19 protein-coding genes are annotated in these 24,846 nt (G+C 51.8%); 4 read left to right on the top strand and 15 right to left on the bottom strand.

What is annotated here, in order from left to right; all coding sequences use genetic code 11:
- Window positions 1-396: 396 nt before the first annotated feature.
- Entirely contained in the window at window positions 397-1,263 is an 867-nt protein-coding gene (locus tag B051_RS0109940) for a DUF2911 domain-containing protein (RefSeq protein ID WP_018478053.1), read from the top strand.
- Between the two features lie 74 nt (window positions 1,264-1,337).
- Here the strand turns inward: B051_RS0109940 and B051_RS0109945 are convergent, their stop codons facing one another.
- Genes B051_RS0109945 through mnmA form a run of 5 tightly spaced genes read right to left on the bottom strand, consistent with a single transcriptional unit; the run spans window position 1,338 to window position 8,007 of the window.
- Window positions 1,338-3,767, bottom strand: a complete 2,430-nt coding sequence (locus B051_RS0109945) for a TonB-dependent receptor (protein WP_033316771.1) — start codon at window positions 3,765-3,767, stop codon at window positions 1,338-1,340.
- A gap of 18 nt (window positions 3,768-3,785) precedes the next feature.
- Window positions 3,786-4,436 (bottom strand): ribulose-phosphate 3-epimerase, encoded by a 651-nt coding sequence (rpe, locus tag B051_RS0109950; RefSeq protein ID WP_018478055.1) that lies wholly within the window; start codon window positions 4,434-4,436, stop codon window positions 3,786-3,788.
- A 51-nt stretch (window positions 4,437-4,487) separates the two neighbouring features.
- The gene (locus B051_RS0109955; RefSeq protein WP_026236311.1) at window positions 4,488-6,137 is read right to left on the bottom strand and encodes a S8 family serine peptidase; all 1,650 of its coding nucleotides are present in this window, start codon (window positions 6,135-6,137) and stop codon (window positions 4,488-4,490) included.
- A 5-nt stretch (window positions 6,138-6,142) separates the two neighbouring features.
- Entirely contained in the window at window positions 6,143-6,880 is a 738-nt protein-coding gene (locus B051_RS0109960) for a hypothetical protein (protein WP_018478057.1), read from the bottom strand.
- Window positions 6,880-8,007 (bottom strand): tRNA 2-thiouridine(34) synthase MnmA, encoded by a 1,128-nt coding sequence (mnmA, locus tag B051_RS0109965; RefSeq protein WP_026236312.1) that lies wholly within the window; start codon window positions 8,005-8,007, stop codon window positions 6,880-6,882. The genes B051_RS0109960 and mnmA overlap by 1 nt, the downstream gene beginning before the upstream one ends.
- Window positions 8,008-8,247: 240 nt before the next feature.
- Between mnmA and trpF the strand changes: the two genes are divergently transcribed.
- The gene (gene trpF, locus B051_RS0109970) at window positions 8,248-8,871 is read left to right on the top strand and encodes a phosphoribosylanthranilate isomerase (RefSeq protein WP_033316772.1); all 624 of its coding nucleotides are present in this window, start codon (window positions 8,248-8,250) and stop codon (window positions 8,869-8,871) included.
- 165 nt (window positions 8,872-9,036) lie between these two features.
- Here the strand turns inward: trpF and trmB are convergent, their stop codons facing one another.
- From trmB to holA, 9 genes are all read right to left on the bottom strand, one after another.
- Entirely contained in the window at window positions 9,037-9,690 is a 654-nt protein-coding gene (gene trmB, locus B051_RS0109975; protein WP_018478060.1) for a tRNA (guanosine(46)-N7)-methyltransferase TrmB, read from the bottom strand.
- A gap of 6 nt (window positions 9,691-9,696) precedes the next feature.
- The gene (locus B051_RS0109980) at window positions 9,697-10,989 is read right to left on the bottom strand and encodes a bifunctional folylpolyglutamate synthase/dihydrofolate synthase (RefSeq protein WP_026236313.1); all 1,293 of its coding nucleotides are present in this window, start codon (window positions 10,987-10,989) and stop codon (window positions 9,697-9,699) included.
- A 16-nt stretch (window positions 10,990-11,005) separates the two neighbouring features.
- A complete protein-coding gene (locus B051_RS0109985) occupies window positions 11,006-11,923 on the bottom strand; it encodes a hypothetical protein (protein ID WP_018478062.1) in 918 nt (305 codons plus the stop codon).
- Window positions 11,924-11,933: 10 nt separating this feature from the next.
- A complete protein-coding gene (locus tag B051_RS0109990) occupies window positions 11,934-12,329 on the bottom strand; it encodes an ExbD/TolR family protein (RefSeq protein WP_026236314.1) in 396 nt (131 codons plus the stop codon).
- 2 nt (window positions 12,330-12,331) lie between these two features.
- Window positions 12,332-13,036, bottom strand: a complete 705-nt coding sequence (locus B051_RS0109995) for a MotA/TolQ/ExbB proton channel family protein (RefSeq protein WP_033316773.1) — start codon at window positions 13,034-13,036, stop codon at window positions 12,332-12,334.
- 1 nt (window position 13,037) lies between these two features.
- The gene (locus B051_RS0110000) at window positions 13,038-14,183 is read right to left on the bottom strand and encodes an HU domain-containing protein (protein ID WP_018478065.1); all 1,146 of its coding nucleotides are present in this window, start codon (window positions 14,181-14,183) and stop codon (window positions 13,038-13,040) included.
- Window positions 14,184-14,189: 6 nt separating this feature from the next.
- Complete coding sequence (locus B051_RS0110005) at window positions 14,190-15,878, bottom strand: TonB-dependent receptor (protein ID WP_018478066.1); 1,689 nt, start codon at window positions 15,876-15,878, stop codon at window positions 14,190-14,192.
- 32 nt (window positions 15,879-15,910) lie between these two features.
- On the bottom strand, window positions 15,911-18,991 hold the full coding sequence (locus B051_RS0110010; RefSeq protein WP_018478067.1) for a tetratricopeptide repeat protein: 3,081 nt from the start codon (window positions 18,989-18,991) through the stop codon (window positions 15,911-15,913).
- A gap of 233 nt (window positions 18,992-19,224) precedes the next feature.
- Window positions 19,225-20,274, bottom strand: a complete 1,050-nt coding sequence (gene holA, locus B051_RS0110015) for a DNA polymerase III subunit delta (RefSeq protein WP_018478068.1) — start codon at window positions 20,272-20,274, stop codon at window positions 19,225-19,227.
- Between the two features lie 250 nt (window positions 20,275-20,524).
- On the opposite strand from holA, the gene B051_RS21140 reads away from it, so the two are divergent.
- Together B051_RS21140 and tyrS are read left to right on the top strand one after the other, a co-directional pair.
- Entirely contained in the window at window positions 20,525-23,104 is a 2,580-nt protein-coding gene (locus tag B051_RS21140) for a cellulase family glycosylhydrolase (RefSeq protein ID WP_018478070.1), read from the top strand.
- 153 nt (window positions 23,105-23,257) lie between these two features.
- Window positions 23,258-24,562 (top strand): tyrosine--tRNA ligase, encoded by a 1,305-nt coding sequence (tyrS, locus tag B051_RS0110030; protein ID WP_026236316.1) that lies wholly within the window; start codon window positions 23,258-23,260, stop codon window positions 24,560-24,562.
- Between the two features lie 79 nt (window positions 24,563-24,641).
- On the opposite strand, the gene B051_RS0110035 is transcribed toward tyrS, so the two are convergent.
- The gene (locus B051_RS0110035) at window positions 24,642-24,833 is read right to left on the bottom strand and encodes a histone H1-like protein (RefSeq protein ID WP_018478072.1); all 192 of its coding nucleotides are present in this window, start codon (window positions 24,831-24,833) and stop codon (window positions 24,642-24,644) included.
- Window positions 24,834-24,846: the final 13 nt, after the last annotated feature.

Consider the following 24,846-nt stretch of genomic DNA (forward strand, 5'->3'; position numbering starts at 1 on the left):
GCAGATGTAAAGCAGGAGGACATACCCTTCCCATTGTACCTGACAGGCAGTTAAGGATTAGGTGGCACTTGCAGCATGAAATAGTCGGATTATTTAATTAATTAGTACGATTATACAAATCTATAAACAAAAGGTTATATCAAACAAATATTTTTTTTAACTTTAAACATAGAATTCTTCTATATTAGGCTATTATATGCGTTGTTGTAACATCTAAAATGCTATCTATTGCAGCTGTTACAGCTTTTGTTATACATCTGAAGGATTAGCGTCAGGGATTTGATGGTGAAAACTTTTTTTATCTTTGCATTCGAATTATGCTATATGCTGGGTCAACTGGCATAGTTTTTTCGGTAATCAGCTAAAATGAAGAATACTCCACACGTATACATTACCATGAAGAAGTACCTGCTACCCCTTACTATACTGCTATTACTACTCGCTTCGAGCTTTGACAGCGAGGCACAGCTCAAGCTGCCACAGGCTAGCCCGGAAGCTATGGTGAAACAGACGATTGGTTTGACTGAAATCTCAATCCGCTACCATGCCCCTGGTGTGAAGGGACGAAAGATTTTTGGTTCGCTGGTGCCATATGGGCAACTTTGGAGGGCCGGTGCGAATGAGGCGACCCTTATTAAATTCGAAGATGACCTATACCTGAACCATGAACGTGTACCGGCAGGCACCTACTCTTTTTTCATCCTTCCTGAAAGCGATACGGTATGGAACATTGTCCTGAATAAGGACACGACGCTATGGGGCTTGGAGGGATACAGCGAACTAAATGACGTGGCCTATCTGCGTGTTCAGCCGAAGGCTATCCCTTTCCAGGAGACGCTGCAGTTCTCCTTCGGGGATATTGGCACCAATACCGGTACCCTGAACTTGACTTGGGAAAACTCGCTGGTATCAATCCGGATTGAGACAGAGATAGAGAAAAAGGCTCTGGCCAACATCAACAAGGCACTTGCTGAAGCCGCCCCAGACGATTGGTATACCTGGGCTCAGGCCGCCAGTTACATGATTCCGAAAAAGGAACACCACCAGAAGGCGCTTCAGTGGATAAATAAATCTATTGCCATTAAAGAGAATTTCTTCAACAACTGGGTAAAGGCCCGTCTGTATGCCCAGAACAAAGAATACGAGGCGGCGGCCAACCTGACGGCTAAAGCCATGCAACTGGGCAACACGGAGCCAGAATCGTACAAGACCTACGCGAAAGAGATAGAATCAGCCTATAACGACTGGAAGAAAAGACGCTAGGCCACCCTAATATAAAAAGCTGCGAGGGAGCAATATGATTCTTGCACCCCCGCAGCTTTTTCAGGTAGAGCGGATTAGAATTTTGCAATGAAATGCAAGTTTAAGCGTCTACCCGTCAGAAAGTTAGGTACGGCATAGGTGATACCATTCACATCGCTCACGTAGCTGTAGGAAATCCTGTTTTTGGCGTCAATGATGTTGAGCACCTCCAGGCCTATCCAAAGGCTTTCCATTGACACCTTGTTGCGGGCTGTGAGTTCGTCTCCAAGGGCAATCAGCTTGGAGAAGCCAATGTCGACTCGCTTGTAAGATTTTCCGGAGAAGGCGTTGCGGAAGTCGGGTCTGCGCGGCGGACCAAACGGAAGGCCGCTGCCATACACCAGGTTCAGGTACATCCGGATGGTTGGGTTATCGGGCAGGTGGTCCTGGAAGAACACCCCTACATTCAGCAGTTGGTCCGTCGGGCGGCTCATGTAGCCCCGGGGTGTTTTGCCCAGCACTTCTCCTGTATCACTGTTTACCTGCGTAGAGTCACCTTGCAGGTCTTCCTTGGTAGTGAGTATACCCAGGCTCAGCCACGACTCCGCTCCCTTTATGAACTCCCCGTTGACGCGCACATCAAAACCGGCCGCATAGGCTTTGGCGTTGTTGCGGGCGTAGTAGCGTAAGCGCACATTGTCCAAATCGTAAGGGATGACGTTTGTCATGTGTTTGTAATACGCCTCTGAGGTCAGCTTAAAGTCGCGGCCCCAGGCTTTGAACAGGTAATCGCTGCCAACCACGGCATGCACCGAGCGCTGTGCTTTCAGTTCCGGATTCAGTTCCCCCTCAAAGTTGCGCAGCTCCCGGTAAAATGGCGGTTGGTAATACAAGCCAATGGCTGCCTTGAATGACAGATTGGGGTTGCGGCGGGTGATGAAGGAATACTGAATGCGTGGGGTAATAATGAGCTCTCTGTTGTAATCCCAGTAACTTGCCCGGAAGCCGTAGGTAATCGTCTTGAGAGAATCCAACTCATAGGTATGCTGCACATAGGCGTTATAGCGCTGCGTGTTTAGGTTGAGCGCGGAACTGAGGTAATAGCTGGGCGTCACAAAATCAGAGGAATCCACAAAGCCATACTCGGCCAACCGGTCTTCAATCCGCTCCAGGCTTGCTCTGGCCCCTGCCAACACCGTGCTGCGGGAGTTGATGCGCCAGGTATTGCGTGTTTCGGCTGTCAGGACCATGGCTTTGAGCGCATTGCGGGCATGGTCAAACTGGCTGCCAATCCCTCTGTCGCGCAGGCACTCGCCCATGTCGTTGCGGCCCAGCGTGTTCACATCGCAGAGCCTATATGCGGCTTCTATGTCCCGGAACTCCCGCTCCAGAGAGTGCACTCCGGATAAGATGAATTCTGTCAGGAGCTTATCGGAGACCTGGTGCGAGAGGTTGGCTCCCGCCTGGTATGTTTCATACTCCATCTTCTCCTGCCCATCATAGCCTACGAGCAGACGCAAAGGCGTCTGCCGGGTTCCGAAGGTGGTGGTACGCGACTCCGGCTTGACCAAAAAATCATTACGAGCATAGCTGCCCAGTATACCTAAGGTGGTACGCTCCGGCTCTTTGCCCAAATCAAAACTGATGTAAGCTTGGCCATCGGTGAAATTTGGGCGGTACTGGCCATCTACCTGCAGCCCCTGTAACATGTATTGACCGTTTTTGTGGCGCAACCCGAGCAGGTAAGATACTTTCTTGTTCTTTGACGCCTCCTCCAGATGCAAGGCGCCACCCGTCAAACTTCCTGTGACGGAGGCGGCGAAACCGGTCGGGCGCTTATACTGTATGCTGAGTACCGAGGAAAGCTTGTCGCCATACTTGGGTTGCCAGCCACCGGACGAGAACTCGATATTACCCACCAAATCCGGGTTCACGAAGCTGAGTCCCTCCTGCTGTGCCGCCGAAATCAGGAAAGGCCGGTAAATCTCGATGCCGTTGACATAGACCAGGTTCTCGTCATAGTTGCCGCCTCTGACCGAATAGGTAGAGGAGAGTTCGTTGTTGCTCGATACGCCGGGCAGCGTGACCAGTATTTTGCTGAAGTCCCCGAAGGCGGAAGGCAATGTTTTGGTCAATGTCGGGTCCAGCCGGGTGACGCTGACCTGCTCACGGGTATCATTTTCGTTTTTGCCACGCACATCGACCTGCCGGAGTTGTTGCGGGTCGGGCTCTAGTATAAAATCCAGGTTCAGTTCCTGCGCTGGCTGCAGCCGAACCGTGCGTTCCTGCACTTTGAAACCGAGGTAGCGCACCACCAGCACCAGCTCTTTTTCGGCAGGAAGCTGCAAGCGGTATTTTCCCTGTGCATCCGTCTGGGCGCCCAAGGTATAGCCCTGTACCCCGATGGTGGCGAGTTCCAGCGGCTGCCGTTTATCATCTAGTACAGTACCCGACACAACTCCCTGCTGTGCTACAACAGCTGCCGGCAGCAACAAAAGCAGCCATACCAATAGATATCGTAGCATAGAAGAGGCCAAGTGGGTTTATAGGTTTTTCAGATTGGCGATGGTCTGCAGCGGGTCTGATGAGCTGAACACGAAGCTGCCGGCCACCAGAGCATCAGCGCCTTTCTCGAGGAGCAGCGGTGCGTTCTGCTGGTTGACGCCTCCGTCTATCTCTATCAGCGCCTGTGAGTTGCGTGCTATGATGAGGTTCTTCAGTGATTCTATTTTTCGGTACGTATTCTCGATGAACTTCTGCCCCCCGAAGCCTGGATTCACGGACATCAGGCACACCAAATCCACATCGGAAATCACATCATCGAGGAGTTGCACGGAGGTATGGGGATTGAGGGCTACGCCCGCCTTTGCGCCAGTGGCTTTGATTTGCTGGATGGTGCGGTGGAGGTGGTTGCAGGCCTCCAGGTGCACGGAAATGATTTCGGCTCCCGCTGCTCTGAACTGCTCAATGTACAGTTCCGGCTCCACAATCATCAGGTGCACGTCCAGTGGCTTTTTAGCATGGCGCTGTATGGCCTGCAGCACCGGAAAACCGAAGGAGATGTTGGGCACAAAACGGCCGTCCATGATGTCGATGTGCAGCCAGTCGGCCTGGCTCTGGTTGAGCATCTCTACCTCCGATTGCAGGTTGGCGAAATCAGAAGCGAGTACAGAAGGGGCTATAATTGGTTTCATGAAACAAATATAGAAATTAAGATAGAATCGGCCCTAGCTATTCCTACAGCTTTAGAGTTTAACGAAGCGCAAGGTGATGCGCTGCTCGCCAGAAGTCACCTGGCACAGGTATACGCCCCGCTTCAACCTCCCCGGCCTCAGTTGGAGCACATGGCTCCTGTTGTTGGACGGCAGGTTCTGTTTCAACAGGAGCTTGCCTGTCGCGTCGAACACCTGCACCACGCTCTGTGCCTTCTGCCAGCTCTCCCCCATGGTTAACACGATGTCTTGTTCGGTGACGGGGTTGGAGATGGCAATGCCATCGTTCACGAATTCCGGCAGGCCCGTAACCGTCTCATTGTAATGCGGCACACCATACCCTATGTTGTTATTAGGGTTGCTGGCGTTGCTGCCCATCTGCCGTACCAATTGCAGCAGCTGCATGTTCGATAAGGTATTGTTGGCCTGCCACAGACAAGCAACCATACCTGCCATAATGGGCCCGGAGAAGGAAGTGCCGTTTGACCTTACCAAAGCGCCGGAGGGCGTAAGTACATAGGCCTGCTGCCCCATCGCCACCACGTCAGGTTTGATGCGTTGGTCGGCAGTAGGACCTATAGAGCTGAACGTCGCACGATTCGCCAGTGAGTCCACCGCCCCAACAGTGAGCACCGAATCCGCATCGGCGGGGGCAGACACATAGCGCCAAGGTTTGTTGCCTTCGTTGCCGGCGCTCACCACCACCAGCATACCTGTGGCGGCAGCATAATCAGCAGCACGCGTCACAATCGAGGTGTTGCCGTTCAGTTCCTCGTAGGTATAGCTGTAGGATGGGGAGTCGAACAAGGTATAGCCGAGGGAGGAGTTGATAACATCCACACCGGCACTGTCGGCAAACTCTGCCGCCAACAGCCAGTTCACTTCCTCTATGTTGTGCTCTGTGGCGGCATCTTCTGTCCGGAAAAGATAGTAGTCCGCTTTGTAGGCGGTGCCAATCAGTTTGCCTGGCTCGTAGGCTGCCATGGTCGAGAGTACAGAGGTGCCGTGGGAACTACTGCTATAAACATCCTGCTTCCTCGTCACAAAATCGAAAGTAGCCTTGATTTGATTGTTCTCGTGCAGATGCGCAAAAGGGGTTGCCGAATTCACTCCCGGGAAGCCAGCATCCAAAACCGCAATGGCTATACCTTCGCCTTTGTAACCCGCGGCTTGTAAGGCAGGAACACCCAACATGTTCGCCTGATGGAAAGCAAGGCCGTACTCCTTGGCCTCGGGGGCGATGATGGTCATCTCCATGCTGTCCGCTGATTGCGTTCCACTCTTGCGCGAGGTCGTATTGGCGAGCCGATTTAGGGTCTGGGAAGAACGGACAAAAGGAAGTGCCTGCAGTTCAGCCAATTTCTCAGTGGAACACTGCACCATAACAGCATTGAACCAGCGGGAGGTATACAACACCTTTGCCCCCTGGTCTTGCAAACCTTTCACGTACTGTGGGTTAACCGGAAAATCGCGGGGAACTACTGGTATACCCTGCTTGCTGCGGCGCTCAATGGCCTTTGAGGACAGGAATTGTGTGGCTGCGTCTGTAGAGAAAGGTGAGTCAGCCTTGTCCTTGAAATAAACCAAGTGCTTCTGCTCCTCCTGGCCGGGCCCACTGCCTGATTGTCCTTTGGCGAGTGAAACCGTCAACAGCAAGCAAGTATAGAGAAGCAGAAGTCGCATGGCTTTTACATTTTACCGTGTGATACGAGAACTTCGTGGCGTTCGTGGCCAGATACTATATAATCGGTTCCATAAGAGCATTGCTTAGACTCTGTGTCTTCGCAGTACCTCAGTCTATTAGCCAGTCGGTATATTAGGCCTACTGCTTCAGCATATACCTCCTGTCGTTTGTCATAGATAACTGTAGAACTGGTACTATCTTGAGACACAGTTATAGTGTTAGGATAATTTAATCCCCACTCTTGGTACGGACGTCCTACACTAGAATAGGTATACACTTCTTTATCATTTCTGATTTTAGACTGTCTACCACCTCCCGCAATACGGTCATTGTACAAGTCTCCTATCCATTCGCCTCCTTCTTTCACCGGAAAAACTAGCTTCACATACTTGGTGTTGTTCTTCGTCAGGAGCACCATGTTATCCAGTTTTGCGGCCACCAACACAGAGTCATCTATCCAGGCGCTGTTTGGGTTGAAGCGGATGGACCGCACTACTTTGTAAACAAGCTGGTTCGTTTGGTCAGTGAAGCTGGTATCCACCCGCTCCCGCATCTGGAAACGGGTTGTGTCCCCCACGTTACTGGTGAACCGGATGTCCGTCACATCATAGATGCGGTAGTCCCCGATTTCCAGCGGAAAGTATTCGTAGCCCATGGCCTGCGGGTCCGGGTCTTTGTACTTGTTCTCACACCCGGCCAGAAAACCAGCCAGCACGACCAAAAGCAACAGCGCTTTCCTCATTATTGTAGCACGTTCAGGTTATAATCTGAATTATAGTTCGATTCAATCCAGCCGCCACCCACTACATCGTTGCCTTCGTAGAAAACGGCCGCCTGCCCTGGCGCGATGGCATGCACCCCGCTGAGGAAGTGGACTTTCATCTTGTCTCCCTCCTGCTCAATGATGGCCTCCGTACCTGGGTCGTTGTAACGCACCTTCGTCACCGTAGGTATAGGTTGACCAATCAGGTTGTCGTACTTCACCATGTTCAGCTTACCGACCGTCATCGCATTCTTTGCCAGGTCTTCGTAATTGCCCAGTATCACCCGGTTTGTCTCCCGCTCGATTCGCGTCACATAGGCCGGGAATCCCAAGGCTATACCCAGGCCTTTGCGCTGCCCAATGGTATAGAACGGATAGCCCTCATGCTTGCCTACCACCGTGCCGTCCTCCAGAACGAACTCGCCTCCGGCTACCTGCTCCTCCAGCCCTTCTACCCGGCGCTTCAGGAAGCCTCGGTAATCGTTGTCAGGTATAAAGCATATCTCGTAGGACTCTGGCTTGTTCACCAGTTCCGTGAAGCCACGGTCTGTTGCCATCTGCCGAATCTCGGTTTTGCGCAGTTTACCCAACGGGAAAATCGTGCGGCTCAGGCTTTGCTGAGAAATCCCCCAAAGCGCATACGACTGGTCTTTGTTCTCATCAAGTCCTTTTGAAATCACATAGCGGCCGTTTTCCTCGCGGATGTTGGCATAATGCCCGGTGGCGATGAAATCACAACCCAATTGGTCGGCTCGGCGCAACAGCGCATCCCACTTGATGTGCGTGTTGCACAGTACACAGGGGTTGGGCGTGCGGCCAGCAATGTACTCATCGGTGAAGTGGTTGATGACGAAATCGCCAAACTCTTCACGTATGTCTATGATATAATGCGGAAAACCCAATTGAACGGCAATGTTGCGGGCATCGTTGATGGAATCGAGGCTGCAGCAGCCGGTCTCTTTCTTGCTAGCCCCGCTGGAGGCATAGTCCCAGGTCTTCATGGTCATGCCCACCACTTCGTATCCCTGCTCGTGCAGCATCACTGCCGCCACCGAACTATCGATGCCCCCGCTCATGGCTACCAATACCCTTCCTAACTTACTCATCTATTTTATAAAATGTAAGGATGATCGAATATAAATTTTCTACAAAGATAGTAACATAGCACCAGTAATAAAGATTCAGCCACCCAAATATTGGACCGAGCGTACATACGGACGTTCTGACTTGCTTCGTTGTTATGCAAAAAAAAGCACAAAAAAATGGCTTTGTACCCAATTTGGGACTTACTTTGAAACTCGAACCATCTAACCTTACCTGCGGGTAACATTAAACAATAGATTGCTATGGGCTTACGTACCTCCGTGATAGTAAACGGTATAAATAATTTGAGTGACGCGCGCTATTGCGCCGGAATGGGTGTTGACATCATCGGGTTCAACCTGAAACTAGATGCCGCGGACCGCATGTCTTCTGAGACATTAAAGGAAATCGTGGGATGGATATCCGGCGTGAAGCTAGCCGGCGAGTTTGAGCGGGCGAAGCCTGACATCATCAACCAGTATGCCGATGACTTCGGACTGGACTACATCCAACTCGACACGCCATACCTTATCGACGAGATAGAGGAAATCAACCGCCCAGTCATCCAGAAGGTGTACATCAACAAGGACACCGTTGAGAGCGAGTTACTGGAGATGATGGAACTCTACAGCCCATCGGTAGACAGTTTCCTCATCTACTCCACTGACTTTGACAGCATCGACGGCACGAACACCAAGTTCCTGAAAAACCTGGCGAAAAAATTTCCGGTATACCTGGGTTTCGGTCTGCACCGCGACAACATCAACACCATCCTGAAGGAGGTGAAGCCAACCGGCATCGGCCTGCGAGGCGGCCACGAAATCAAGCCCGGCCTGAAAGACTTTGATGAACTTCAGGAGATTTTCGAGGAAATCGAAGAAAATTAGAAAATGCGGGCGCAAGTTTCAGCTCAGAAAGCTATTCCCAGTTTGCCATAGCATCAGTAAATTAATCCTGAGGTCTCTCAGCAACAAAACAATGGCCCGCTATACTTAAAGTGTAGCGGGCCATTGTTTTATAGGTAAGGCCAAATTCGTTTGCTTTACAAACACCTATACCTTGAACTGCAGGTACTTGATAGCGATTCCTTCTTCGAGGTAGCGTCTTTCGTAGGTGGTGTAAATGCCCATTGTATGCTCCTGTAGGTCGGATCGATATAGGTCTGAGGTATAGAGTAAGTCTTTTGGCTGCCGTTCCTGCAGCACTTCCAAGGTATATTCAAAAAGCATCTGGTTGTCCGTCTTCAGATGCACGGTGCCACCCGGCTTCAGGATTCTAGCATATAAATCCAGGAAGCGAGGCGACGTGAGTCGGCGTTTAATGTCGCGGTCACGGGGGCGCGGGTCCGGGAAAGTCACCCATATTTCGTCTACTTCCCCTTCAGCGAAGTTCTCTTCCAGGTTCTCGATGAATGTCCGGAGGAAAGCCACGTTTTCCAAGTCCTCCTCTTGCGCCATGGTGCTGCCCTTCCAGATGCGTGCTCCTTTGATGTCCAAACCTATGAAGTTCTTCTCGGTGAACAGGCGGGCCATTCCGACAGTGTACTCACCGCGGCCACACCCAACTTCCAGTACCAGCGGGTTGTCATTGCCAAAAAACTCTTCTCTCCACTTCCCTACTAGTTGTCCGTACAGCTCATCACCGGCTTCCACTACGTTCTCGCGCTCGGCTATGGCTGCGAACTTCTCTAATTTCGATCTTCCCATTACGTGTTATAGTTCTTCAATTTCTGCGACCACAAAGGTACTACCTCCGATAAAAATAACCTCATCGGGCGCCGCATTTCCCCTGGCTGCTTCTATAGCGGCTGCAACCGTTCCAAAAGCCTGCCCGCTCAACCCAATGGATTTGGCTTTCTCCAGCAGTTCTGCAACGGGAAGCGCGCGTGGAATCTGTGCCTGGCAGAAGTAATAGGTATAGCTCTTTGGCAGAAGCTGTAGGATGGAAGTCACATCTTTGTCATTCACAGCTCCGAAAACCATGTGCACATTGGTCGGGTTCAGTGCCTGCAACTGCAGAAGTATCTGTTTAATTCCATCTGCGTTATGGCCCGTGTCACAAATAGTTAAGGGGGATTCAGACAATACCTGCCAGCGTCCTTTAAGACCGGTTATGGTTTTAGTATGCGCTATACCTTTACGAATGGCTGACTCAGGTATGGTATAGCCTTTCTCCTGCAGAACAGCAAGCGTCTGGAGCACACCGGGAAGGTTGTACTGCTGGTACATTCCTGCCAAATCCGATTCAAGGCGCTCCAGGTACAGCTGCCCTTGACGGTATACCTGGTAGAACTGCCCCTGCAAATCCTGTGCGACAGGCTCCACCTGAATGGCATCCGTGGCGAAATACAAAGGGGCATGAACCTGTGCTGCTTTCTGTTCAAACACATGCGCCACTTCGGACTGCTTCGTACTGATAACGACAGGCGTGTTTCCTTTGATAATGCCCGCCTTCTCCCCTGCAATCGCCTCCAAGGAATCTCCTAAAAGCGCCTGATGGTCAAACCCGATGTTGGTGATGAGGGATACCTCCGGCTGTATGATGTTGGTTGAGTCCAAGCGCCCTCCCAGCCCAACCTCAATCACCGCTATATCAACCTGTTCATCGGCGAAATATTTAAACGCCAGTGCCACCGTCATTTCAAAAAAGGAAGGCATCACCTGCTCAAATAGTGGCTTATTTCGCTCCACGAAATCAATGAGGTACCGCTGAGGCAGTTCCTCACCGTTGATGCGGACGCGTTCAGTGAAGGATTTAAGATGTGGTGAGGTATAGAGGCCTGTTTTGTAGCCTGCTTCTTGCAACACGGCTGCGAGCATATGGGAGCTGCTGCCTTTGCCGTTGGTGCCAGCCACGTGCACTGACTTGAACTGGTGCTGGGGCTGGCCAAGCGCATCGCATAAAGCGATGATATTGTCCAGGCTCTTCTTAAAAGCAGCATTGCCGATGCGTTGATACATCGGCAATTGCTGGTATAGGTAATCAAGGCACTCTTGATAAGTCATAGAATACAAAGAGAAATTAGCGGGAGCGAATCACGAAAGTCACCGTACCTGTTGCGCCTGAGGTGCTTCGGCCGCCTCCTGTCCTGCTGAAAGTCGTCTTCTGCAGTTGGTCTTTGTACCATTTCTCCACATGCGGCGACACCGTGCTTTCCAGACGCTCCACCGCAATCAGGTTGCCATCTGCGTCAATGCGGATGCGGAACTTGATGAAGCCCGTCTCGTTGTCGTATGGGTCGCGTTTCGGGGATACGTCGTAGCGCCAACCGGCCATATCCAGTCCATCGCCACCGCCACCGCCGCCAGGTTTACCGTACATGTTTCTGGAATCAAGCGTTCCGGCAGGGTCACCCTTGTCGCCTACTTTGTTGGCGTCATCCCCGTTGTTGTTTCCGGTTGCCTCGTTGGAGGTTCCGCTTTTGCCGGTACCAGTGCTTTCAGTAGGTTTACCGGGGTAAAGCGAACGTGGTTTTTCAGGCTCAGGCTTCTTTACCTCTTCCTTCGGCTGCTCTACCGGCTTTTTCACCTCTTCCTTTGGCTGAGGCTTGGGCTGCGGCTTCACTTCCTCCTTTACAGTGACAGGGGCATCAGCAGTAGTGGTCACCACTTTAGGTGCCTCAGCAGGTGTAGGAGGAGTTGGTGTGGCAGCTGCCACGGGCTTCGGCTCAGGCAGTGGGTCGGGCTGAGTGGGTGCCGGTTTGCTGTCCTGCACATTCTTGGACTCATTGGGAGTAGCCTTGGACTGTACATCACCGCTTCCTGCGGCATCCATGCCAAAGTTAAGCTCAATTCCCATCTCCTCGTCCGGTTTGCCCGGAGCCCCATTCCACACGAGCACATAGAACAGAAGCAACAGGATAATAGCGTGCAGGGTAATGCTTATACCTGCCGCTATCTTCTTATTCTTCTCCTCTTCCTTTGTCAGTGCTATCTCCATCTTATTCTGTTTACTCTGCTGGCACAGTGGCCAGCGTCACTTTCGCGTTAAGGTTGGCGGCAATGCTGGCGACGTTCACCAAATACTCCACCGGCACACTCTTGTCAACATGCAATACCACAACGCCTTCATCAGCACCCTGCAAAAGTGTTGCCAACTGTGGCTCAATATCTGAAAGGACCACTTCCTTATCGTTCAAGTAATACTTTAAGTCAGGTGTGATGGTCACGCTTATCTTCTGCATCACAATGGCAGATGCCTTGCTGGTTGGCAGGCTCACAGGCAGACCGGTGGGTGCCACGAAGTTAGAGGTAAGCATGAAGAATATGAGCAACAGGAAGATGATGTCGGTCATTGACGACATACTGAACTCGGCACTAATCCTGTTTTTTGAGCGTAGATTCATGCTTACAGTTGTGGTTCTTGTAATAGGTCAATGAATTCAATGGAAGAGTATTCCATACCATGCACGATATTATCAATCTTGGATACAAGGTAGTTATACCCTACATAGGCTGGAAGGCCGATAATCAAACCAGCTGCCGTTGTCACCATGGCTTGGTAGATACCGCCTGAAAGCAACTGCGGGCTGATAGAACCTTCTGCCTGCGCAATAGCGATAAAAGCTTGAATCATACCTGTCACCGTACCCAGGAAGCCCAGCATCGGAGCTGCGCCTGCAATGGTGGCCAGGGCCGCCAAGTTGCGCTCCAACTTGCTGATTTCAATTTTGCCAACGTTCTCGATGGAAGTCTCGATATTCTTTAGTGGATTACCGATACGGCTCACGCCCTTGCCCAACATTCGGGACACTGGGGTGTTTGTCTGGGCGCACAGCATTTTTGCGCCATTGATGTCACCGGCCAACACCATGCTTTTGATGCGGTCATTGAATCCCTCTGGGTTTTTAGCGGCCTTCTTAAGCGTCAGGTAACGCTCAAAGAAGATGTACACGGCTGCCAGCGACAGGAGCGCCAACGGAATCATCGCCCAGCCACCCGCCATGGCTAAATCTAGCAAAGAAACAGAGGTTTCTGCTGCTTCTGCCCCTTCTGCAAGAACTGCTGTCGTGTCAGAAGGGGTAGTTGTAATCTGTAATAAGAGAGATGTCATGTTAATTATTAAATACCCAAATTGTTTCTCCGAATGATTTTCTTAATTCTCTTGCAGCAGCCTGCGCCTCCTCGGGCGTGGCAAAATCCGCAACCGATACTTTATACAGCCTGCTGCCTTTGCCCGGTACCAGCACCTTCGCCTCATGACCTTTCTCAGCTATCTCCTGGCGGCTATATTCGGCATTGTCCATCTGATTATAGCCACCGGTAATGATATAAAAGCGGCCGTCTTTGCCACTGATTTGCGTAACCGGCGTCTTCACTTCAGGCGCAACGGCCACAGCTTCTTTTGCTTTAGAAGCATCGCTATTTTCTATAACGTTTTCTATTGCAGCATATTGAGATGCAGCTTCTGAAGTTTCGGTTTCTGCGTCCACGTCAGTTGTAGCTACGCCACTGCTAGCCATTTCCACTTCACCAGCCTCTGCCGGTGAAACAAAGGCGTTGCCATACCCTGCCGCAGCCTCCTCTAATGCCGTTATTGTGGGCTCAACACTTTTTTCTGTTTCTACCTTTTGAGTACCTATAAAGGAGATGGGGCTCAGGCTGCTGCTGGTATAATCAGTCTGAAGCGACAGCATGTAGAGGCCCGCGCCTACCAAGCCAGTCAAGGCAAGCCCAGCGGCCACGTTGTATGCCCGCTTGAGGCGCTTGCGCAGTGGCTGCTTGATAACGACCGGCTCTGTGTTACGTTCTTTCAGCAGCGTGCGTAGTACTGCCGGTTCTTCTGGCCGTATTGGCCTTGCCACCAGTTCGGGGAGCCCGAAACTAGCTTCCAGCAGATTGTCTGCCTCCACATATTCAAACTCCAGCTTTCGCTCGGCATTGTAGCGGAACACGCCAATGTCACCCAGTTCAAAGCGGTTTTCGCCGTCAAGCCGGGTGCGGGCCTGGTGCACGAATTTCATCACCAGCTGCTTCGCCTCCTCCTTGGATATACAGTTGGCGTGTGCAATCGTGCTGATGAGCAGGCCATCGTTCAGAACCAGCTTCTCATTGAAAGCTATCTTCTTGGATGGCGGCACCAACGAATGCTTCACCGGGTGTATCCTGGCGGAAACATAACGGGTTATCAATCCCCCAAAATCAGGGATGATAACGCAGTCGTGGTTATAGAGCAGGGACTTGATGTGCTTTTCTACCATGGGCGCTTAGAAAGAATAAGAGACTCCTCCTATCAGATTCAGACTTTTGTTCGGGTAATTTACAAACCTTTCGTACTTCTGACCAAACAAATTATTCACCATCAGGAAAGTCGTGAACCGGTTGGAGAACCGGTAGTCGGCCTTCAGATTCAAATCAACGATGGTGTCGGTTTCCCTTAGCACAGGAGTACCATCCGGGCTGGTTATGCGCCCAAATGAACTCCCAATATAGTAAAGTTCTGAATTAAACAGAATCTTATCATAGAAGTTGTAGGTGGCGAAAACGCTGCCCATCAGCTCCGGACGGTGGAACGCTTTCTCTAAGCTGGCGGTGCTATATTTATTATAATCAGCCTTTAATCCTACGCGCAGCTCATCCGAATAATTGAACACGGCCTCTGCATAAAGATTGAAAACATTTGTAACTCCGTCGTCATACACCAAATCAAACTTGGTGGAGTCGCTCGCTGAGTTGTTGTAGAAGTACATGTTACGGAAATTCTGATAGGCTACGCGCCCGGTCAGGTGCACAAAGTTGGCAATATTAGCCTGCATACCTCCGTATACCTCCAAACCCTTGTTCAAATCAGCCACACGCACGTTCGGCGCTAAGAAAGGGTTCTCCTGTGTGAGGCCATATAAAGAAACCCTTTGCAAATCACCTCCTATACCTGCGTAAATCAAGAGGTTATCCTTTATCGGCTCCACTCCTACACGCACGGTTGGATATACATTGAACTTGCGGGCATCATTTACCGTGTCAGCCGTATGGGCTATGTTGGCACCCACCGAAATCCGGAGGGAATTAATCTGGCGCTCGTAGGTAGGATGTAATTTAAAGAAGCTGCGGCTCACTGTGGTCGAATCTTTGTGCGACAACAGCGACAGGTCCGCCAGCACTTTGATGCCCGACACTTCATCAATGCCATACTCACTGTCCAGGCTCAAGGCGATGTTGGTCTCCCGCATGTCATACCTGTCGTTGAGGTAGTTCACGTTCAAACCAGCCTTGTAAAGCAAGGGGGCACCAGAATTATGGTTCTGCAGATAGCCTTCCGCGTTCACGCGATTGAACACCTGGCTGATGGTGTCTTTGTCCACGGCCACTTCCCGAATGGGATTGTAGCCATAGAAATGATATTTGTCACGGCCATAGCCCAGGCGTCCGCCAACGGTCAGGCCCTGCAGGTAGGTCTCGCCGTGCACATTGATGGCAGAGTTCGTCACGGCCGAGTTACCCTTGTCGACAGGGCCTCTGGCAGAAGTGATGTGGCTCACATCGGCCCCATAGGAAGCCACATCGCTGCGCTTGTTATGGAAGTACCCTTTCAGGTATAGCGTGCCATAGTTGCCCAGGCCCGCCTTGATGTAGTTGCCATACAGTTTCATCAGCTCATCCTGCTTGATGGTCAGCACCTTCATTTGCAGGTCGATGTCTTGTGCCGGCAGCTTGTAATCAGTGAAACGGTAACGCACGTTGCGGTCGCCGGGCTCGGGCGGAACTACGGTGAACTTCTGGTAGTTGCGGCTGGCACGCGGCAATTCAATCTTGCGGTCCTTTTCAACAACTACTTCCGCATCCTCCAGCTTAGCGCCTTCGCCCCAGCCTGTTGTTTGCGCACTGGCATTGTTTAGAAAGCTATACCCAACACACAATACTAAGGCGAGCGAGGCTTTTTTGAATTTATTCTTCATGATGATGTTTCTGTTCAGCGAATTCTGATGAGTTAGTTTCTACTACCTTCCTTCAAGGTATCGGCTGGAGCCGCCTCCTGTTGTATGGTGTCAGCAGGGCTGCCTGTTTCTCCGCCGAACTTGGCCAATTTCTGCTTCGCTTCGGCCACTATCTCCGCCTCTGGTGAGTTTTCGATAATGGAGTTGAGCGTGGCACGCGCCTGGAACATCTCGTTCTGGGCAGCATAGTTGTCGGCAATAATGAGGAAGGATTTGCCCAGCCAGTAGTCGTAGCTCGAGAACTTATTGTTGAAGGCATAGGCCGCATCCACTGACTCCTTGTGCTTCTTCTGCTTGAACAGAATCTCAGCCACCAGGTACTGTGCCTCGGCACCGTTTTCATCGGCAGCGGCATTGGCAGCCTCCTGCAGTTCCTTCATGGCCTGGTCCAGGTTACCTTCCGCGTAGGTTGATTTGCCTTTGTAAAGCAAGGCTGTGTTGTAGGCATGCAGGGCAGCATTACCCTGACTAATCAACTCATTGGCGATGCGCTTGGCTGAGGTATAGTCATTTGTCAGGAAGTGGCTCTTCATCAGGCCTGTCAGGGCTGTCTGCTGCTCACGGCGGTTGCTGGCCAGGTCGCGCAGGCGGCTGTAGTACTTGATAGCCTCTGGATAGTTCGCCTGCTCAAACTCAACATCCGCCACTTTCTGTATGGCCCGGTTCACGTATTCCGTCTTGTTCTCGGCCACTACGGCCTTCATGCGTGTAAGACCCGCCTCACGGTTGTTCTCACGCAGGTATGAATCGGCCAGGAAATATTTGGCGTCGCTCACAAACGGGCTGTTCGGGTATGTCTTCAGGTAGTTCTCCAGCTTGGCAATCGCTTCCTTGTATTTCTCATTGAAGTAAAGGGTCTTAGAAGCTTCGAATTCAATGCTTTCCAAGGCGTTGCTTTCCGGGTTAGCAGCTTTGAACTTGGCCGCGTATTCGTCAAACTCGCTGGTGCGGTTCTGAGTAGCCAGCACCTCTTGCAGGCTGTAGAGGGAGCCACTGGCAGAACGTGAGTTCGGGAATTCGTCGAGAACGCGCTTGTAGTCGCGTGCTGCGTCGGCGTGTTGTCCCAGGTTGGCGTAGGCTATACCTCTTTTCTCCAGTGCATTCGGTACCAGGCGGCTGTCTGGACGGTTCTGGATGAGGTTGGTAAAGCCAGCCACAGCTGGCTGGTAGTTACCGGACTCAAAATCAATGAGCGCGCGCTGGTATATGGCGGCATCAGCATATCGGGATTTCGGGAATTGCGACACCACCGTTTGCAGACTCTGCTTAGCCTGCTCCTTGTTACCGCTCAGGCTCTGCACCAATCCTTTCTGGAAGTAAACATAGTCTTTGTCTGGAGAGTTGGAAGCAAGCACCTTGTCGTAGAGACCAAGGGCCTGACCGTATTGCTTGTTCACGTAGTGCAGGTCAGCCAGACGCACCATAGCATCGAAGTGGTTCGGGTCGCTTGCATTGGTCCCGTCCACATAGGCTTTGAAGTGTGGCATCGCCTTATCATACTCCTTGGAGTTATAATAGGCGTAGCCGATGCCATACCTGGACTTCATGTAGTAGTCAGACTTGCGGGCCTCGCTGTTGCGGAACACGGCTGCATAGCTGTTGATGGCATCCGGATAACGCTGCCCAATGGAGAAGGCCTCTCCTTTCATGAAATGGCTGGCGGCCGTAATCTCCTTATCGTATGGGTACTGCAGGGATTTGTCCAGCATGGCCACGGCTGCCGGGAACTTCGCCTCGTTGAACAGGTTCACCCCGTGGTGATAGGTCACACGCTGGTAAGTCTGCAGGATGCGGTAGCTCTTAGTGGGCATGGCCTCGATATGACGAATGGCCTCCGGATAGTTGTTGGAGTTGAAGTACGCTTCGCTCAGCAGGTTGTCGGCCTCCGCGCTCTGCTCTGAATCCGGGAAATCCTTGTTGAACGTCTGCAGCGAGCCCAGCACCTCCCTAAAGTTGCCCAGTTCGTAGCTCACCTGCGCATACTTGAGTGTGGCGGCTTCGGTGATGTCTTTGTCGTGGTCATTTTTGCGCGCCTGGTCAAAAGCGGTCAGCGCGAACTGCTTGTTGTTCTCTCGCAGGTAGCTCAGACCCAGATAATAGGCCGCGTTCTGCCCCAATGCGTCTTTCTTGAGGGCTACTTCTTTAAAGTTGGCAATCGCGTTTTTATAGTTACCGTTTTTGTAATCCGTGAACGCGATTTTGTACTGAATCACCGGTTCAAGTTTGCGCTTGCCCTGGGCGAACTGGCTGAAATACTTCTCCGCCGTTTTGTAGTCGGCCCGCTGGTAATAGGCGTCGCCTACGAGCAATGCGATTTCATCCGCCTGCTGCACCTTCGGGGTTTTGGCAAGGGCTGCCTCGCCGTAGCGAATCACCTCGTACACATCATTCTCCTTGTAGAGAATCTCTGTAATCATGTAAGGCACAATCTGGGCGTATGCCTCGTTCTTCTCCGCTATGAGCAGGTCAGCCTTGGCGGCCGCATAGTCGCCTTCACGGTAGGAAATATAGCCCGCATAGTAGTTGGAGGCATAAGCGAAGCGGTGCTCATCCTCCCGGAAACCGGTGGTCTTGTTCTTGTCGAACCAGATTTTGGCGTTCTTGAAGTCTTTGGTGGCGAAGTAGGAATAGCCCAGCCGGAACTCCAGTTCCTTGTTCTGCTTGATGCTCAATAGGTGGGTGGGCGCCTTCTCGAGCAGTTCCACGGCTTTCTTGTAGTCCTTCTGCTCGAAGTAGTACAGACCTAGCTCGTAGTTGGCCAAAGCCGTTTTGGGGTGCGTAGGGTACTTGCGCGTGAAGTTCAGGATGAGCTGCTCGGCGTTGGGGTGCAGCAGGTATAGGCCGCTGAGAGCGTAGTAGTATTGCGCATCAGCCGTCTTGGCATCGTCTCCTATCAGGTTGATGTACTTCTGGAAGGCTTCCTGGGCCGCCCCATACTTGGCCCGGTCAAACAACTCCACGCCTTCATGATAGTACTTCTCCTCCGAGGTGAATACCTGTGTGTGCTGGGCTACAGCCATGTGGCTCCCTCCAGCCAGTACCGATGCAAGCGCTACTTTATAGGCTATCTTCATATTATTCCGTTTTGCCCCTCTCGGAGCCAATCATGTGTCTTGTTCAAGAGGCCGAAGGTGCTCGGCCTCCTTATGCGCTACAGGCGATATGCCCCACTCAAAGTTAAATAAAAATTGACAACCCACCGTACCCTCCGCCCATAAACCTGTGACGGCCCTTGCGGCATTCCCTCTCACATCCTATACAATGCGGGTCAGGCGGTAAATATTGCACTGAATACTTAAATTTCGATTTATTGAAATGTTAAAGTTCTGGGGACGGGATGCAATATCTTAAAAACAAGCTCTTTGAGGATATCCGCCTCGCTCATGTCACCTCCCGTGATGCCTTTCACCTGCAGGTCGGCTACCCGGATGTGGTGCAGGATATCCACTACCCTGCCCAGCGGAAACACCCGCAGCGCCAGCATGTACTCCTTCACCAGAAAACCTCGGTTGCCCAGGCTCTTCCGCACCCCCGACTCTGTCTTGTCCGCGGATTGGTGCAGGCAAAGCAACTTGGTGAAGAAGGAGAAGAGCAGGCTCAGGTTCGGTATAAGCGGGTTGTTTTTGGGATTGGCTTCAAAATACTGGATGATGCGGTTGGCCTTCAGGGCATCCTGCGCAATGAGGGCCGACTGCAGCTCGAAGATGTTGTACTCTTTGCTGATGCCCACGTTCTCCTGCACCACCCGCTCGTCTATCGTCTGGCCCGGCTGCAGGTTGATGAGCAGTTTATCTATCTCGTTCGCCTGGCGCGACAAATCGGCCCCAATGAACTCGCTCAGCAACATGACCGCCTTCGGGTGTATCTGCAGACCTTTGGATTTCACATAGCCATTAATCCAGGTAGGCACCTGGTTTTCGTAGAGCTTTTTGGTTGTGAGCAGTACGGCGTGTTTCTGCACCGCCTTGCCCAACGATTTGCGTCCGTCCAAAGACTTGTGCTTGTGGCAGAAGACGAGAATAGTGGACGGGAGCGGGTTCTGTAGGTATGCCTCCAGTTGCCTCATTCCCTCCTCCTTCTCCAGGTCGAGGATGCTCTGCGCCTCCTTCACAATCACCACCTGCCGCTCCGACATCATCGGGAAGCGCTTGGCCTGCAGCAGCACCGTGGCCACATCCACGTCCTTGCCATACACCACCACCTGGTTGAAGCCCTTCTCGTGCTCCTGCAGCGCGTTGGCCTCTATGTAATCGGCAATCAGGTCGATGTAGTAGGGCTCTTCGCCTTGCAGGAAGTAGATGGGCGCGAACTGCCGCTTCTTGAGCTGCTCTAAAATGCCTTCGGGTGTGTGCGACATGGTGGTTATCAGGTATAAGCGAGTCAGGTACAGGTATAAGGTATAACCAGCATACCTCTCTCCTACAAAATTAACGTATAGCCATCAAAATGAAAGAATTAAATGCTATTCGAGTTTTCCCCTAAGGAAATCGGGATAGCCTTTCTAATCATATACAAATTGACTCGAATAATCGGCAACACGTCAGGTATAGCAGGTATAGAACACATTCACAGAGGGTAAAACAGCAACATCTAAACCATACATTAATATGCGAAAAACTCTACCCACAGGTATAGCCTTACTTTTTGCAATCCTCTTCCTTTGCCTGAACTTACCTTCCTTCGGCCAGAACACCAACGCGGTATATGTCGATAAGCAGGGGGTGCTGCGCTTGCAGAAAGGCAATGCAGAGGCGAACTTCTTCGGCTTGAACTATACAGTCCCCTTCGCCTATGGCTACCGCTCCCACCAGGCATTGGGCGTTGACCTGGAGAAGGCCATCGACCAGGATGTATACCATATGGCCCGGCTGGGGTTCGATGCTTTTCGGGTGCACGTGTGGGATACGGAGATAAGCGATTCGGTGGGAAACCTGCTCGAAAACGAGCACCTGCGCCTCTTTGATTACCTGGTTTATAAGCTTAAACAACGCAACATCAAAATCCTCATCACGCCCATTGCCTTCTGGGGACCCGGTTATCCGGAGCCGGACATCAAAACCGGAAGTTTTTCCAGCATCTATGGCAAGCAGAAGGCCGTAACCGAGGAAGCCGCTTTCCAGGCGCAGGAACGGTACCTGGAGCAGTTCTTCCGGCACGTCAACCCCTATACCAAGCTCACCTACCAGAACGACCCCGACGTGATAGCAGCCGAGGTGAACAACGAGCCGCACCATTCCGGCCCCAAGGAACGCGCAAAGGAGTATGTGAACCGCATGGTGCAAGTCATGCGGAAAACTGGCTGGACAAAGCCCATCTTCTACAACATCAGCGAATCGCCGCGCTACGCGGATGCCGTCTCACAGGCCAATATTGACGGCGTGAGTTTTCAGTGGTACCCTACCGGGTTGGTGGCCAACCGCACCCTACAGGGCAATTACCTGCCCCACGTAGACAAATACGTCATTCCGTTTGACACCATACCGCAATTTGCCGGTAAGGCACGTATGGTGTATGAGTTTGATGCCGGTGACATCGCCAGCCCCATCATGTACCCAGCCATGGCCCGCAGCTTCCGGGAGGCGGGTTTTCAGTGGGCTACCCAATTCGCTTATGACCCCATGGCAACCGCCTACAGTAACACCGAGTACCAGACGCACTACGTCAACCTGGCCTATACCCCCGCCAAAGCCATCAGCCTGATGATTGCCTCCAAAGCCTTTCACAGCTTGCCTAGGTTGAAGAGCTACGGCGCCTACCCAGAAAACACGAAATTCGGCGCGTTCCGGGTGAGCTATGAGGAACAGCTGAGTGAGATGAACACACCGCAGGAATTCTACTACTCCAACTCCACCCGCACGAAGCCTGCCAATGCGACTAAACTGCAGCGTATTGCTGGTGTGGGAAGCTCTCCCGTAGTGCAGTACCAAGGCCTGGGAGCCTACTTTCTGGACAAACTGGAGAATGGGGTGTGGCGATTGGAGGTGATGCCGGATGCTATACCCCTCCGCGACCCCTTCGCCAAGGCCTCTCCCCAAAAGGAGGTGGTGCGCATACAGTGGCAGCCACACCCGATGCAGGTACGACTTCCCGATTTGGGTGATAAGTTTACAGTGGAGGGGCTGAACGAAGGAAACCAACTTTCAACGCAGGCCAGCAAAGGAGTCTTTACTATTCAGCCGGGCACGTATCTGCTGACGAAGGGCGGAAAGAAGCGGAGGAACGCTAAAACTGGTGTAGCAAATCTACAGCTCAGCGAATTTGTGGCCCCACAGTCCCGCTCCACAGAGCAGCACGTTTCGATTGAAGCTATACCTGAGGTGACGGCAGGCAAACCAGTAAGTATAAAGGCTATAGTCGCAGGTATTGGCAGAGAGGACAAAGTGTCCTTGCTCCTGCACCACCTCTCCGGCATCTGGAAGACAGTGGAGATGAAGCCACAGGACGCCTATACCTATACGGCTGAGCTACCCGCAGACATCTTGTCGCCTGGGCTCCTCCACTACCGCATCCTGGTGCAGAAAGGCGAACAGGATTTCACTACTTTCCCCGGAGGCCACAAGGGCGACCCTTTTGCATGGGACTATTACCAGACAGACAACTGGCAGCTATTTGTAACCGCTGAGAACGCGGCCCTGCAGCTATTTAATGCCACCACAGACCGTAACCTGATGGTATACCCCAACCTCTGGCGCAGCGATGAAAGGCAGCTGGTGACAACAGAGAAACCCGGACAACTGGTGCTGAAACTGACGAGCAAAGACCTCCACATGCCGGAGCACGTCATGGGCTTCCAATACTACATAGGAGACAAACTAATGGGAAGGAAATCAGAGCTAGGTAACTTCAAAAAGCTGGTGATAAGGGCGCGGACCAGCAAGGCAGGAAAGGAACAGTTGCGGGTGACGTTGGTTGGTTCAGATGCCACAGCCTATGCGGCTACCGTTCCATTGTCAGATATAATGCAGGAGATAGAAATACCGCTGAGCAGCTTCAAGCCAGCAGCGTTCATGCTCCTGCCTCGGCCATACCCTGGCTTTCATCCGTTCTGGTTTAAACGTGCCAAGCCTGGAGACATGCGACTGGACCAGACAGAGAAAATAGAAGTCAGCATCGGTCATGGCGCCACCCCAGCGGACTACGCCAAGCCGCACAGCCTGGAGGTAGAGTCCATCTGGCTCACCAAATAGTGGGAAGCCTGCGACTACTGCTTCTAGGTATGGGACTACAGCCTATACCTGTGATTCCTGTTTCTTGGCTCATATGCTCATCAATGTCACAGCTTCCCCACGAATCTGCCAACTCTTTTTTATATTTGCCCTGAATAGACGAACAAGGCGTACATGAACCTGATAGAAGAATTAAGATGGAGAGGCATGCTCCACGATTTCATGCCTGGCACAGAAGAACAACTCGCATCCGGCATGACGACGGGCTATATCGGTTTTGACCCGACGGCCTCTTCCCTGCACATCGGCAACCTGGCCACAATCATGTTGCTAGTGCATCTGCAGCGCACAGGCCATAAGCCAGTTGCCTTGGTTGGCGGTGCCACCGGTATGATTGGCGACCCTTCCGGCAAATCAGCCGAGCGCAATCTATTGGATGAAGAAACTCTCAATGCAAACCAGGAAGGTATACGCCGCCAGCTCGAGAAATTCCTCGATTTCAACAGCGGCGCTAACTCTGCTGAAATTGTCAACAACTACGACTGGTTCAAGGAGTTCAGCTTCCTGGGCTTCCTGCGCGAGGTGGGCAAGCACCTGACTGTGAATTATATGATGGCGAAGGATTCGGTTAAGAAGCGCATCAGCGCCGACGAGGAAGGTGACCGCGCCGAAGGCCTCTCCTTTACTGAGTTTTCTTACCAGCTCATCCAGGGCTACGATTTCTACCACCTGTACAAGAACAAAGGGGTACGTCTGCAGATGGGCGCGTCTGACCAGTGGGGCAATATCACGACTGGCACAGAACTAATTCGTCGCATAGACGGAGGCAAGGCCTATGCATTGGTCGGAAAGCTGGTGACCAAATCAGATGGTACCAAGTTTGGAAAATCAGAGGGTGGCAACGTCTGGCTCGACCCGAAGCTGACCTCCCCATACAAGTTCTACCAGTTCTGGCTCAACCTCTCCGATGAGGAGGCAGAGAAGCTAATCAAGGTATACACTCTGCTCCCTAAAGAGGAGATAGAAAGCCTAACCGAAGAGCACAAACAGGCACCGCACCTACGCGTGCTGCAGAAAGCCCTGGCTAAGGATGTTACAATTCGCGTGCACTCCGAAGAAGACTACCTGGCTGCTGTGGATGCCTCACAAATTTTATTCGGAAAAGGCGATTTAGAGACCCTAAAAGGCCTACAAGCCGATGTTTTGCTGTCTGTTTTCGAGGGTGTGCCGCATATTGAGGTGACACGCACCAACTACGAGACGGCTGCGACCGTGAGCGATTTGTTGTCTGACATTACAGGCGGGCAGATTTTCGAATCAAAGGGGGAAGCCAAGCGCATGATAAAGAACGGAGGCGTGAGCATCAACCGCCAAAAGGTGCAGGGACCGGAAGAAGAGGTGAAATTCGAGCTCCTGCAGCAGAAATACCTGGTGGTACAGAAAGGCAAGAAGAACTATTATCTTATATCTGTTAACTAACAGATAAACAGGGGGGTTACAAATAAAAAAGGTGGACTTTACGGTCCACCTTTTTTATTTGTCTTGTCTAAAGAGCTGCTTATTTCTTCTCAGTAGTGGTGTTTTTCATGTCTTGAACCTCCTTACGGATGTCCTGCGCCATGTTCTTCAGGTCTTGCATACCTTTGCGTACACGAGTACCAGCAGCGGCATTGTTCTTGTCATAGAACTTTTCGAAGTCAGATTCCAGCGACATAACCAAGTCCTTGAGTTTGCTAAAGTTGTTGTTCATTGGTGCTATTATT

It is taken from the genome of Pontibacter roseus DSM 17521 (assembly GCF_000373265.1).
Taxonomy (GTDB): domain Bacteria; phylum Bacteroidota; class Bacteroidia; order Cytophagales; family Hymenobacteraceae; genus Pontibacter; species Pontibacter roseus.